At 41.8% G+C, this 13,800-nt stretch carries 14 protein-coding genes; all 14 read left to right on the plus strand.

Annotation, left to right across the window (positions count from 1 at the left end):
• The first annotated feature begins 1 nt into the window (after nt 1).
• Complete coding sequence (locus G541_RS0108625; RefSeq protein ID WP_027827164.1) at nt 2-4,525, plus strand: tape measure protein; 4,524 nt, start codon at nt 2-4, stop codon at nt 4,523-4,525.
• Nucleotides 4,512-5,231 carry a hypothetical protein gene (locus G541_RS0108630; RefSeq protein WP_027827165.1) on the plus strand — a complete coding sequence of 240 codons (720 nt, stop codon included), beginning with the start codon at nt 4,512-4,514 and terminating at the stop codon, nt 5,229-5,231. Before G541_RS0108625 ends, G541_RS0108630 begins: the two co-directional genes overlap by 14 nt.
• A complete protein-coding gene (locus G541_RS10310) occupies nt 5,231-7,183 on the plus strand; it encodes a GH25 family lysozyme (RefSeq protein ID WP_081654816.1) in 1,953 nt (650 codons plus the stop codon). The genes G541_RS0108630 and G541_RS10310 overlap by 1 nt, the downstream gene beginning before the upstream one ends.
• A 16-nt stretch (nt 7,184-7,199) precedes the next feature.
• Nucleotides 7,200-8,474, plus strand: coding sequence for a hypothetical protein (locus G541_RS0108640; protein ID WP_027827166.1), 1,275 nt, complete (start codon nt 7,200-7,202; stop codon nt 8,472-8,474).
• Nucleotides 8,475-8,490: 16 nt separating this feature from the next.
• Nucleotides 8,491-8,856, plus strand: a complete 366-nt coding sequence (locus G541_RS0108645) for a hypothetical protein (protein WP_027827167.1) — start codon at nt 8,491-8,493, stop codon at nt 8,854-8,856.
• A gap of 4 nt (nt 8,857-8,860) precedes the next feature.
• The gene (locus G541_RS0108650; protein ID WP_027827168.1) at nt 8,861-9,334 is read left to right on the plus strand and encodes a hypothetical protein; all 474 of its coding nucleotides are present in this window, start codon (nt 8,861-8,863) and stop codon (nt 9,332-9,334) included.
• Between the two features lie 47 nt (nt 9,335-9,381).
• Nucleotides 9,382-9,705 (plus strand): hypothetical protein, encoded by a 324-nt coding sequence (locus tag G541_RS0108655; protein WP_027827169.1) that lies wholly within the window; start codon nt 9,382-9,384, stop codon nt 9,703-9,705.
• Nucleotides 9,698-9,940: a phage holin gene (locus tag G541_RS09865; RefSeq protein ID WP_051174645.1), complete on the plus strand. Its 243-nt coding sequence runs from the start codon at nt 9,698-9,700 to the stop codon at nt 9,938-9,940. The genes G541_RS0108655 and G541_RS09865 overlap by 8 nt, the downstream gene beginning before the upstream one ends.
• Before the next feature lie 13 nt (nt 9,941-9,953).
• Entirely contained in the window at nt 9,954-11,084 is a 1,131-nt protein-coding gene (locus G541_RS0108665) for a GH25 family lysozyme (RefSeq protein ID WP_235806337.1), read from the plus strand.
• A gap of 299 nt (nt 11,085-11,383) precedes the next feature.
• Nucleotides 11,384-11,782, plus strand: a complete 399-nt coding sequence (locus G541_RS0108670; protein WP_027827171.1) for a hypothetical protein — start codon at nt 11,384-11,386, stop codon at nt 11,780-11,782.
• A 1-nt stretch (nt 11,783) separates the two neighbouring features.
• Nucleotides 11,784-12,098: a hypothetical protein gene (locus G541_RS0108675; protein ID WP_027827172.1), complete on the plus strand. Its 315-nt coding sequence runs from the start codon at nt 11,784-11,786 to the stop codon at nt 12,096-12,098.
• A 2-nt stretch (nt 12,099-12,100) separates the two neighbouring features.
• On the plus strand, nt 12,101-12,535 hold the full coding sequence (locus G541_RS0108680) for a hypothetical protein (RefSeq protein WP_027827173.1): 435 nt from the start codon (nt 12,101-12,103) through the stop codon (nt 12,533-12,535).
• 108 nt (nt 12,536-12,643) lie between these two features.
• On the plus strand, nt 12,644-13,105 hold the full coding sequence (locus tag G541_RS0108685; protein WP_027827174.1) for a hypothetical protein: 462 nt from the start codon (nt 12,644-12,646) through the stop codon (nt 13,103-13,105).
• A gap of 542 nt (nt 13,106-13,647) precedes the next feature.
• Nucleotides 13,648-13,800, plus strand: a 153-nt coding sequence (locus tag G541_RS10315) for a helix-turn-helix domain-containing protein (RefSeq protein ID WP_155824578.1), incomplete at its 3' end; no start/stop codon positions are given.

A 13,800-nucleotide genomic window follows, 5' to 3' on the forward strand; every position in this document is an offset into this window, starting at 1 on the left:
AGTGGCTGATGGAACAATTAAAATCGATGTTTTACTGAATAAACAGCAAGCAAAGAGTGACGCTGAAGTTATTAATTCCATTTTTAGCAACCTCGGTAAGGGAGCTGGGGACAGTCTTAAAAATGACCTTAAAAGCAACCTTGATCAAGCTAAGGCAAAAGCCAAAGAAACAGGCGAAAGTATAAAAAAGGACTTGACCGTTAAAGGTAAAACAGAGATTGACACTAAGGGTGCAGAGAGCGACCTTAATAAGGTCAAAGAAAAAATCAAGGAAGTTCCTGATAATCATAAGACTAAGATTAAAGTCGATGGTGACAACGCCAAGCAAGAAGCCGAGAACATCAAAAAACGGTTAAAGGCGATTCCTGATAAAGTTAAAACTCAGCTAGTGGCAGATGCCAAGGAAGCAGGCATTGCTAACTTTGAAAGAGCGTTAAAGAAATTGCCACCCAAAAAGCAAGTTGAGATCCTGAGTAAAGTTCAAAAGGGCGAAGTGATCGATTATGAAGAGCTATTACGGAAGTTACCAGTCAAAATAGTGACACAGCTCAAATTGAACGACCAGGCAAGCCCTGGTATGCGAGCGATCCAGGAAGAAGCCAAGAATACCAGCAAACGCTTTGGTAGTTTGCGAGATATTATCATGGGGACCTTTGCTGGTGGTTTGATCCAAGCGGGAGTTCAAAGCTTGATCAGTGGCTTAAGAAGTGCTGCTCAAGCAGGGATGGAGTACAACAAGCAACAGGATACAATGCGGACCGTTTGGAAAGCATTAACCACCGAAGCCCCACAAGATGGGCAAAAATTAGTTGGGTTCATCAATAGCTTGTCACAGCACTCTATTTATGCGTCTGAAACAGTCGATAGAATGGCTCAATCTTTCTACCACGTACACTCAAATGTTGGCGAAACGGAGAGATGGACGAAAGCCTTTATAAACTTGGGCTCGACGCTACACATGTCTAATGACGCCTTGGCTGAAGCCGGGGAACAATTCGCTAAGATTGTCGCTGGTGGTAAGGCGAGTGCTGAAGACATGAACGTTATGATTAATCGATTCCCGATGTTTGGGGAAGCCTTACAGCAAGCAACCGGTAAATCAATGAAGCAACTTTATGATCTATCAGCTCGTGGCAAGTTGACAGCTAATGATTTTGTTGGTGCTTTGGAGTTTCTGGGCAAAAAATACAAGTCTGGGACTGAAGAAGCGATGACATCCACTATGGGGATGGGAATGTATCTCAAATCTCGTTGGTCAGTCTTAACTGGTGAAGTGATGAAGTCGTCCTTTGACATGTCTAAGTCAACTATGGCTAGCATTAAAAGCCTGCTATCAGACGGTATGCTGAAAGAGTACGCAGCGATGGCCTCGAAGTTCATCAGTGGCATGATTACTTGGATCTCTAAACTGCTAACATACATTGACGAACATAAGCACACGATCCTAGATATCATCAAGAATTTGGGTGAAATTGTCGGCATTATAGGCAAAGCCGTTTGGGATACTTTCATTGGCGTTGTTAAAGCAATTGGTACGGCGTTAGGTATAGTCAGTGAAAAAGCAGTTAAGACTAATGATCCACTGAAAATTTTGGATAGTGTCTTAAAGGCAATCGTTGACAATAAAGAGAAGCTGTCGGCCTTTATCAAGGTCCTAACAGGGATGTTCATGGTTAAGAAGATCCTGGATATGACTAAAGCCTTGAAAGAATATATCAGCCTGATAAAAGAACTTGCTGCGATTAAGATCAAGGATAATTTCCTAGGCGGAAACGTACCAGTGGAAACACCTAACGGTCGAGTTCCCGCTAATGTTCCTGCCGGAAGCGCGCCAGCCGCTGGAACTAGTCGCTTGGCGGGAATCATGTCCAGCGCCCCGATGATGGTTGGAGCCACTGGAGCGATGTCAGAGATGTTTTCTGCAAATAGTCGTGGCCAAAAAATTGGCGGAACGATTGGCGCTGTTGGCGGTTCCTTTGGTGGGGCTGCATTGGGAGCAACAATTGGCACGGCGCTTGGTGGTCCTGTTGGTACTGCACTAGGCGGAACTTTGGGACAACTAGCGTCATCGGCACTTGGCTCAACCGTTGGGAAAAAGCTCGGTGAAAAGATTGGCGGTGGCATTGAAGATATTCTTAAAGGAAAAACTTACGGCGTCACTGCAAAAGTCCATGCTAAAGTTTCGACTAAGGAGCTGGATGCAAGTAATATCTCCAAGAAGGTCAAGAAACAGATTGACGAGTTAAATAAGACGGCTTTAGTCAAGTTAGGCGTTGATCCTAAATCCAGTGCAGACGCTGAAAAGAAGGCGTCAAAGACGCTCAAATCGATCAATAAAACTATTGACGATTACTATACCAACAAGGAAAAACGGGCGAAGAAGGACTTACAACAGCTTGTCGCTAACGGTCAGCTTACTCAAAAGGAAGCAGATAAACGTTTTGCTGAGTTGCAAAAACGGGACAAAAAAGAAGCCAAGGAGCGCAAGGCAAGTTATAGTCAAATCACCAAGGATTTATCCAAGTACAATAAAGACGTCAATAAGATTTGGAATGACCAAACTAAGTCAGAAAAACAAAAGAAAAAAGAGCTGCAAGAGCTCAATAAGAAGTTCACTAAGACTTATGTCAATGACGTTTTTAATGCTAATAAGCAGGTCACCAAGGACATTAAGCAAGGCGCAAAGCAACAGCAATCTATTTACGAAAACTTAGTCAAAAAGAAAGGCAAGCTTAGTAAACAAGATCTGAAGCGAATTATGAAAGATGCCAATCAGGCGTACAAGACGGAAACTAAAAGTGCTCGTAAGACACGTGATGGTGTTATTTCTGCTGCTAGGAAAAAATATAACGAAACAGTTAAGAATGCTAAACGCCAATACGAAGAAAACGGCACTATTTCCAAAAAAGAGTACAACGATATTGTAAAAAATGCTGAAGATGCTCGTGATGATGCCATTGGAGCTGCTAGACGTAAGTACAATAAAGTTACTGCAAAAGCACGCGACGAACACAAGAAGGTAAGTGATGAAGCGTCACAGCAAGCCTCAGACGTTTCCTGGAGTGCTAACAAGGGCGCTGATGATACTTTGGATGCATATAGTCGGCAGAGCTCTGGGGTAAGTAAGATCCTATCCTCGATTGCGTCCTGGATACAAGGATTTGTAAAGCCGTTCGGCGGTAAAGCACCAAATAATCCAAAGTACAATCCGCCACACGTTCGATACAGTGGTAAAGCCACTGGTGGGGCGATTGCACAAAGTGGATATGCTCTTGTTGGGGAAGCAGGGCCAGAGCTACGCTACAAACCATATTCGGGATCAGTCGACCTAATCGGCTTGAATGGACCGGAGTTTGTAGAAGTGGCACAAGGCGAGCAGATTTTGAATGCAAACGATACTTCTAAGGTTATGAGTGGCACGTACGGACGTGCTTTGCCAGGCTATGCTGGTGGGACAACAACGCTGGAAAGATGGCTTGGGGGGATCGGTGATCTAGCAAGCAAAGCGGCTGATAAGGCGATGGATCTGGTGTCAAACATGATCGAAAAGGTCAAGCACCCGGTTAAAACCATGGAAGAGATTGCGGCTAAGGCATTTAATATTCATTCCATTCCCCTAGTAGGGACAGTCACTCAGGATTGGAGTGGCAACGTTGTTCACAACGCCATCACAATGTTTGAAGGTGTTTTTAAAAAGTTAAAGGACAAGCTTGATGATGCAGGTTCAAAAGGACCGATTAGCAAATCATTAATTAGAAAAGCCGCGCGAAAAATGAAAGTTGATCCGCCTGATTCCTTTATCAACAACCTGATGAAAGTAATCATGAGTGAATCTGGGGGGCGGAATATTGTTCAGCAGATTCATGACGTGAACTCTGGTGGTAATGAAGCCCGTGGTATTTTGCAGTATACGCCAGGAACTTTCAGAGCGTATGCCATGCCTGGACACACCAACATTATGAATCCTTACGACCAACTTCTAGCTTTCTTCAATAACACTGATTGGAGAAATTCCATTGGTATGACAACGATTTGGGGACATACAAAGATGGATTGGTTGCATTCAGGACCACAAGGCAGTCGACGGTTCGCTAATGGTGGTTGGGCTTATCAGCCTTCTATCTTTGGCGAAGTAGCTGGAGAGCCAGAAGTAGCGATCAATCCAGCTCGCTCGACAGCAGATTCACTCATTCTACAAGCGATTAAAGCAAGAGCAAGCAAAGATCCACAAAGTTTCAGCGCTAAGATTGACAGTATTATCAGCGCTGGCAAGTCTTTAAATGCTACAACAGCACCAGTCGCAACAGCGCCAATGAGCAGTAATGGTAGCAGTCCTATTCTTAATGAACACGACTATTCAAGTAGACTAGAAAAGATTGGTGCTAAGCTAGATGCACTGATTGAAAAGCGGGTTGTTGTTGACGGTCACAGCTTTGCAAATACCTATGAACGCTATGGTATTCAGCAAAGGCGTAAAATTAGCAATTACAGTGAGAGGGGGTTAGCGATGAATGTCAAATTCTGATTATGGCTTTACTTTTAATGGTCATCATTCCAGCGAGTTTGGGCTAAAAGTCTTATCTACTAAGCAGGTTACATTACCAGCTAAGCGCAAGACCTTAGTGCAACTCCCTTATTCATCGAAGCAAGTAGATTTAAGCGCAGTTTATGGGGACAACATTTACGATGAGCGAACAGTCACGTTCCCTTGTCGTTTACCTTATGGACGACGCAATCCTACCGTGATGTATGCCAAGATTGAAGAAGTGACACGGTGGCTATATGAACCATTGACTAAGTCGCTGTTGCAAGATGATGCCGTTCCTAACTATGCTTTCTTAGGCGAAGTGCAAGCACCCCCAACGATTGAAGAATCTTTAGACTTCTGTAAAATAACGATCGTGTTCCAATGTTATCCATATCGTTTGAAAAAGCGATTCGATGATATTTGGGACACTTTTAATTTTGAAACGGATATTGCGCAAATGATTCATGTTGATGTAAAGGGCATGGATAATTTTGTACTGTACAACACGGGTGACATTGCAGTTAGTCTGAAAGTCACAACGGACAGCGATAATATGCTGATTGCATTAAACAGTTACAATGCTATTCCTCTTAAACGCGGGGATAACGAATCACACGAGTTGGTACTGTTAAAAGGCAGAAACACGGTAACACTGGTGGGTACAGGGCACGTTGACTTTGACTGGAGCGAAGAGGTGATTTAATGAGCGCTGGATACCTAGTAACCATTCGAAAGGGATGGGACGGTAACGAGGAAATACTGAACTCAAACTTTGCTAATGGGGCGCGGTTGAGTTCTGCGGTTATCTCAAAAAGTGTGACAGAGTATGACAGCTTCACATTTACTATTGATCCCTCGCACCCTTGGTATGCAAAGATTGAGCCTTACCAAGATTTCGTAAAAGTCTATCGTCCTGATAAAAACCTTGAGCTTTTCTCGGGGCGTGTCCTTACTTACTCGGACAGTATGGATACCGCGGGGGTAGTACAAAAAACGGTTGTTTGTGAAGGTCTAGAAGGCTTTTTGCATGATAGTGTTCAACCCTGGGCAGAATTTCATAACACTACGCCAGCTGATTTCCTCAAGGCAATTATCAATAACCATAACAGCCAAGTTGAAGACTATAAAAAGATTAGGATCAAGCAGGCAACCGTTACTAACTCGACTGACAATGTCTATCGGTACTTGGACGATGCACAAGACACCTACGACACTATTCAAGATAAGCTGATCTCACGGATTGGTGGAGAATTGAAGGTTAAATGGGGTGGCGACATGCTGGAGCTATACTACGAGCCAATAATTGGCAAGGACGCTACACAGAGCATTATCCTGACTAATAATTTACTTTCATCGTCACGCAGTATCGATCCGACCGAAGTTGTTACAGTCTTAAAACCATTAGGCGCTACACAGGAACGCAATACGAACGATGACATTAGCACAGATACTTCAAACCCCCGTTTGACGATTAAGAGTGTTAACAGGGGCAATGAGTTCTTACGGGACGAAGGCTTGATTAGTGAGTTTGGGATCAGAGTTAAAGCTCAAACTTGGGACGATGTCACAACCCCGCAAGCCTTGATTAGCAAAGGGCGCGAGTTCTTACAAAACCAAAAAGCTATCAAGCATGATATCCAAGTAAGTTATGTTGATTTTTCTTACTTGGAAGATGTTGACATGATCGAATGCGGGGATTTCATTACAGTTATAAACCCAGTGCAAGGCTTACAACTTACAGAGCGAATTGTGACAATGTCTTTAGATTTATTAGCCATTGAAAACAGTACGGTTACACTCAGCAATCAGCCGTTAAACCTCAAGTTCTATCGGGATGAATACCGACGGGAACAACTTGCCGAAAGTGAGCTATTTACCAAGCTTTTTAAGGAACAACAGCATGACACCAGTGATTTACGTAACAAATTAATAGGGTCACAAAAAGAGGTTGCAGACCTTAAAAATGAGTTGGCTAGCATTGTAAAACGTTTGGATGATTACGATCATACCAAACCCCAACCTGAACATATTGGTAAAATTATCGACGTGTCAGAGTGGCAAGGAGTGATTGACTGGCAGAGTGTAATTGCTGATAATGTCACTTTAAGCATTATCAGAGTTCAAGATGGTTCAAGCCACCAAGATTTAAAATACATGGAGAATATCCAGGGTGTGATCAATGCTGGCGGACGCTATGCGGTTTATGCTTATTTTAGAGCAGTTTCAACCGCGGACGCACAGCAAGAAGCACAAGATTTTTATGATAGAGTGCAAAGGGTTGTTGCAGGTAAGCAACAGCCTATTTTTTATGCTTTGGACGTTGAGAGTGTAGAAATGGGCGGTAACGCTAGCATGATGAGAGCGGGCGTTGAAGCGTATATGAACAAGTTAAACGCGTTAGGAATTCCTGATAGCAAGATTGTTCTATACATTGCTAACCACCTATACGATCAATTTAATCTTAACGTGGCTAGACCAGGCGCTATTTGGATACCATCTTACGGGCTGGACGATGGAACACTAGCAAACAGTACCAAACCAACACACCCTTGTGATTTACATCAGTACACAAGCAAAGGTACGGTCAAGGGTATCACAGGTAACGTCGATATGAATGCAGAACCTAGTGATAGGTTCAAAGAGTTTTTACAATGAAAGGAGGAGATTAATAGTGGAATATCGTGATGACACACCGATTACACAAGACGATATAGACAAGCTTTATGATGCCATATCTGTTGGTGACCTTGAGCAAGGAGCGCAAAAACTTGCAAAGTGGGTTGAAGAAAAGATGATGGGTGAACAAACACGGAAGTCATTGGCTTTATGGGCTATTCTTCAAGCACGGATCACGGAGTATTTAATTAACAATACTGACAACTTTGAAAACTTGATGAATAATTTAAAAAGTGAACTATTAGGGCGTCAAGGCGATGTTGAAAAAAGACAGACTGATGTTGAAAATCAATTTAACGCAGTGATTGCTAATACTACAAAAGACAGTGAAGTTATCCTAGCGCGGGATAGCCAAATTTACGGGAGCTTCCCGACACTTGACGGACGATTCGAACGGCTGGAGAGTATCGTATCACAGTATGTCCCAATGGGCTTTACAGTCACTTTGAAGCATAATCAGAACCGCAAACCGAAAGTAGCAGTTAGTTATGTAGAATACGCTTTTGGCACTGAACCAAATGGCTTTGGCACTGGTCCAGCGGGTAGCTTTGGTGGTTACCATAACCGCAATGTGCAGTGCTTGGTTGACTATCCAGATATGAATACTTGTGTTATCCATCTGCCACGGAGCGAAGCTTTAAACGGCAAGCCCGTTTTTGAGATTGACGCCTGGCGGTTGATTGATGGCTACAAAACCCTCAGTTTTAACTTGGGCGAGGATATTGATGTAGAAAACGCACTTGCTGGAAATAGCGATAATAAAGCTAGCTTAGATCTTTGGGGGGATAGCATTCAAGGTGCTAACTTGGCACGAGGCACTACAAATGAATGGACAAAAGCCACCAACTTCAACGGTGGCACTGACCAATCAATCCAGGTTGCCAATGTCTACCTAGACCAAGTAAAAGCAGGCGACACACTAACCGTATCCGTTAAGTATCAGTATAGCGGGGTAACAGCAAACAACGCTTATCTGTACTTAAAGGGTTGGGGCGATGTTACAGCATGGGGTGAAACTGCACAGATGCCACGTCCTGATAAAATCACGCTTTCAACAGGGGGCAACACATACAGCGGTACTTTGACGTATAGCTTTAAAGTAACCGATGATATGGTAAAGAACCACTATTGGTGGGTGGCATGGTACACGGACAACGTCAACGCTGGCACTACTTTTGAGTGGAGTAGTTTTAAGGTAGAAATTGGTGACACAGCCACGCCATGGGTGCCCGCCGCCGAAGATGAGGCGGGGGGGGGTAAACCTGATTAAACACACTAGTAATCAGTTGAAACACGCAACCACTACAAACGGCTTGGTGTTGGTCGGCAATCCTACTTACAAAGAGTTTGATTCGTTACCAGATTATCAAGGGCAAAAAATGACAATTCGAGTATGGATTGATAAACCAACATCACCCACTCAGGTGAACATTTGGACGAATAAAGGCGGTCTATATGGTAATGCTATTGAAACTGGTGAAAGTGGGTATAGTACCGTTACTGGTGTAATTCCTACTGGATTTACTAACTGGAATATTGTTATTGGCGGAAGAATAGACAATAACGAATTTTCTTACAAAGAATTGAAGCTAGAATTAGGCACAGTACCAACGCCGTGGTCACCAGCGCCTGAAGATTTAAGAAAGGATTGATAAAATGATTAAATTCACTGACATTGCCAAAGGCGATGAAACTGGTGTAGATAAAATTAACAAGAATTTTGATATGGCAGAGCAGACACTCAATCTGGAAGAGCGCAAAGAAATTACCATTCCGCTAAGTAGTGGTTGGAAAGTAGTCAACAATAACTCATTAAAGCTAGTAATTACACCAGGTAGGGCTTGGTTATATGGTGATATTAGTGGTACAACAGGCTCGAGCGCCCCTTATGGATATAACAACCCGATTGCAATGGCAGTTCCTACTAGCACTACTTTCAGAAACAAAAAGTATAATCTGAAAGGAGTATATGCATTTTGTCCAGTTGGTGGGCACGGTGGCAACACCGCTACAAATGGGGTACGTGTACTCTGTGATATTGGTGGTAGATTATATCTAGATGAACCTAGTGACAAAGTAAAAGATGGAACTCTAACAGTTAATATTCAGTTAGATATGATTGAAGCCTAAAAAGCGCAAAAAAGTCCTTTCTTGGTATCTATGAAAGGGGTGAGAAGATGCAACATACTTTTTTGGGTTTCTCTATTAATGAGTGGTTCGGATTACTGGGAATTTTTACGGCAATTGTTACGGGGGTGGGGCAGATTTTTAATCGCACATTAAACCGTGCGCTCGATAAAACGATGCAACCGTTACGATATGCGATTGATAATCTTAGCAAGACAATCCAAGCGTTAAAAAATGACAATAGCGCACAGCAGATCGAAGTTCGCAATCTGGGTAAAAGTTTTGAAAATCATCTGATTGATTCTCAGGAAATCAAGACCAAGGTTATCAATCTCGAAAAAGAAGTTTTTAGAAGGGGTGGTCGCAATGATTAAAAAGGCATTTATTGACGCAGATGGAAAGTTAAACTCACAAAACGTATTATCAACCGTGGCTCTATTGATTGTGTTGGTACAACAGGGAGCTAAGATCTTTGGCTTCGACTACCATGGTAATACGGCTGATATTATGAACTTCGTTAATACTTTGCTAGCAATTTTAGGGGTGTGGGGGTTAGCGGATAACTCACACCAAATTAAGGAAGTTAAGAAGCAAATCACCGAAAAATAAAGGAGGTGAGATAGTGAAAAAAAGAACTATGGGTCTGGCAGTGGCAACACTGCTTTTTTTAATGCCGTCAACAGTAAGTGCCGCAAGGACTGACATGGTGGACGTATCTAATCACAACGGCTACATGACAGTAGGCAATTTTACGGCAATGAGAGATAGATATGGCGTTAAGGCAGTAGTTACCAAGATTTCAGAAGGTACTTACTACCATGACTATACTGCTAGAAATAACATTCAAACAGCAAAGCAAGCAGGTCTGTACATTAACGGTTATCATTTTGCCAGATACAATGATGTGCCGAGTGCGCAAGCGGAAGCTCGGTATGCAGTAGCTATGGCTCGCCAAGATGGCTTACCAACGGGTGCTGTTTTAGTCGCTGATGTCGAATCTAACAGCAACAACACAGGGTACACTACCATGACCCAAGCCAACAATGCCTTCAAGCAAATTGTAGAGCAGGCGGGTTATCGGTATGATCTCTATACCATGGGATCCTGGGTTAATCGGCGGTTTAATGTGGCCAACGGAACAGGGTGGATCGCTCAGTATCCATATAATTTAACGCAAGCACGCTGGACTAATCATCATGCCTGGCAGTTTAGATCTGATCAGACTTTCTATGGTTCATATGGACAGTTTGACGCGTCACAGCTATATGATGACTACTATACTGCTGGTCAGGATAAAAACACAGTTATTAGCAATGGCAACACATACCACGTTAAGAAAAACGAAAATAAGGGCAGTGACCAAGACTATGCACAGTACGGCAGTTTCACTGTTGGTACTGGCTTAAATATTCGTACCGCCCCTAGCCTTAACGGGCAAGTAGTTGGTCACTATCAAGCGGGCGATCACTTCACATATAACCATGTTTATATTCGTGAAAGTTACGCCTGGGCTCGATATACCAGCTACTCTGGAAAAACTGTTTACGTAGCCATTGGGAAGATGGGTGGCGAAGAATACGGCAAACGGATCAAAGGAAATAGCACGGCTTTCAAGCGCGTTTACGTAGTTCGTTATGGAGATACCCTAGGAAGCATTGCAAGCCGTTATGGAACGACTGTATCTGCTATTGCCCAACGAAATGGGATCAGGAATGTTAACTTGATTTTTCCTGGTCAAAAACTATCCTTATAATAGGAAACAAAAAATTTTAAAGAAGGAGAAATCCTCGATAATTAACAAGACCCTCACCGAATGGTGGGGGTTATTTTTTTATGCTATAATTTAGATACGACATGGTGGCTCCCCTGCTTTACGGCAGGGGCTTTTTTAGTTAAAATAAATATGTCCTCTTTTTTGAGGCTTTATCTTACATCGGGCACTCTTAGGAGTGCTCTTTTTTTGTGTTTATTTTATATAAACTGTTGACATTTTATATAAACTGTAATATTATAAGAATGTAAGATAAAGCAAATCAATAGGAGGATATGAAAATGAGTAAAAAAAGTATTATGAAGCAAGCACACAAATTGGCTAAGGCCTTAGTTGAAAAAGTTGGCGATTACATGATCGCTTTAAAATTAGCGCTCAAAAAAATTTGGGCGATGGTCAAAGCAGGTCGTAAACGTATGACTCAAGGAGCGTTGAAAAATGCTTTCTATGAAATGATCAAAAAGCCTTACAATGGGCCAAAGTTTTTCTGGATCGATGGCATGGGCGTGCCAGAGTGGCTGATGCAGAAAAATTTAAGCCAAGCCGAATACGACGGGGCACGTCAAGCATATGACATCCACGTTCGCAGAGAAACGGAAAAAGCAAGCTTGCTCCGATTCGAAACGAACTTTGGGTACATCGATATGTGGGCACCTAAGTCAGTGATTAAGGGGTTTTAAAATGAAAATTAAATATAGATACGAAGACGAAAAATTGATGGCCGAAGTGCTATCAGACTTGGAAGAATTTGGACCAGATAAAAAGGTAATAGCGATATACTCGGTGTTTCCACAAGCACCAGACGTTGATTTTATTACTGATTATCTCTGGGACGAACCGACCAGAGATGAAGTCCTTCCAGAGGACTTTGACCGGGTAATGAAAGAATACCAAGAGTCTTTAAAAACTCTTGAAAAACGTAAGTGGCGCAGAATGACTATGATGGAGCTTGCTGACATTCTGCAAGAGCAAGCACGAGTTTTAAAGGAGGAATGAAAATGAGTTGGGGGAATGGCCGTTGGAATGCGTACCGCCATCGTCACTATAACCTTAGTAAAACAAAAGCTAAGGATTACGCAGAAGCGATGGAGGAATTAGAGAAAACATTCGAAACTGACTATCCAGATTGGGAACTGTCAGGAAGAATGGACAGTTGCTACATGTGGTTAAATGATGATATTCAGATTAGAATCAGTAATCACAGTGCTGACAATCAATATCATGATTTGGAAGGTGAGTTATATTTACTCGTAAATATTAAAGGCAGTAAGCTGAAATTTACCGAAATCATTGATAAAAAAGTGCCTAAAGTAAAAAAGGCGCTAGATAATATGGACATTGATAAGTACAGATTCATTAATGTGGTCGGTAATAACATAAATGCCTTTTATAAAGGCTACAAAACTAAAAAAGATGTAGTAAAAATTGACTGAGTGTGCTATTGTAAAAGTATAGGAGTACAAAATCTTTGTACTCTGAAGAACTTAGTAATGGAAGGCACCCAGTTATGGGTGCCTTTTTATATTTAAGGAGAATAAAAAATGAAAAAACGTATCAAAGGACTAGAGTATAATACAGAAACCGCTAGACAAATCGCTAATATTAGCGAATACTCAAAGCGTGACTACTGTCACTTCGAAGAAACTCTATATCGCAAGCGGACAGGGGAATTTTTTATCTATGGCTCTGGCAATGCCGAAAGTAAGTATGGCAAAGCCTTTGAAGACTCGTTCACATCGGGCGAGGGCATCAAGCCTTTGAGCTTTGATGAAGCTAAAAAATGGTATAAGACCATTTTAGATGATCCTAGCACCAGCTACTACGGATTTACCGAAAAACAATATAAAGAACTCTTTAGCACTGCTGGTAGTTCAGAAAAAACGGTGCTCTCTCTGAGCATATCCAAAAAAGCGAAGAAAGCTTTACTCGACATGGCTACAAAAGAGGGAAAGAGTCAGAGTGAAGTAGTAGAAAATCTAATTTTAGGGCAAATTAATTCATAAAAACAAGCGAGGTCAACGCCTCGCTTATTTGTTGCCACCAAAAATGCCACCAATTTCAGCAAAAAGTAGTAGTGTATAAAATACAAATTATTGATGTTGGTTTGATAAAAAAGCATAGTTATTTAAAGAAATACCTTATAACGCCCGCCATCTCCATATTTTATGTTTTTGCCGGTGTTGGTGGGTGTTAAAAAGCCCGTCATACCGGTATTTTTATTTTTCGCTTATCACTGAAAAAAACTAGTTTTTTGATAAACTGTTGCAAAAAATACAATCGGCTATCAATACGACTGTTTAAAAGTATTGTAAGCGTCCTTTTAGACAACTATCAGCTGACATATCTTCCTGATCTCGGTTTGAGTTACAAAAAAGTCGAACAATAAGCAATAGAAACAAGGATATCACATGCTTAATATAGCAGTGATATCCTTGTTTTTATTTGGCAGATTGTAAAATTTAAGTTGAACATTTTAGTGGACAGAAAAACCCATAAAGGTCTTTAATGGTGTCGTTACAACATTCCATTAGAAAGAAGGACCTTTATGGGCACCACTATCTTATCATTTGAAGACCGAATTGTCATCGAAACGCTTCGTCATGAAAAGCGATCTCTTCGATATATCGCTGATTACCTGGGCTTTAGTAAGACTACTATCTTTAATGAAATTCACCGGTTAAAGGGTGAATACCATGCG

The organism is Ligilactobacillus saerimneri DSM 16049 (genome assembly GCF_000423265.1).
Lineage (GTDB): Bacteria > Bacillota > Bacilli > Lactobacillales > Lactobacillaceae > Ligilactobacillus > Ligilactobacillus saerimneri.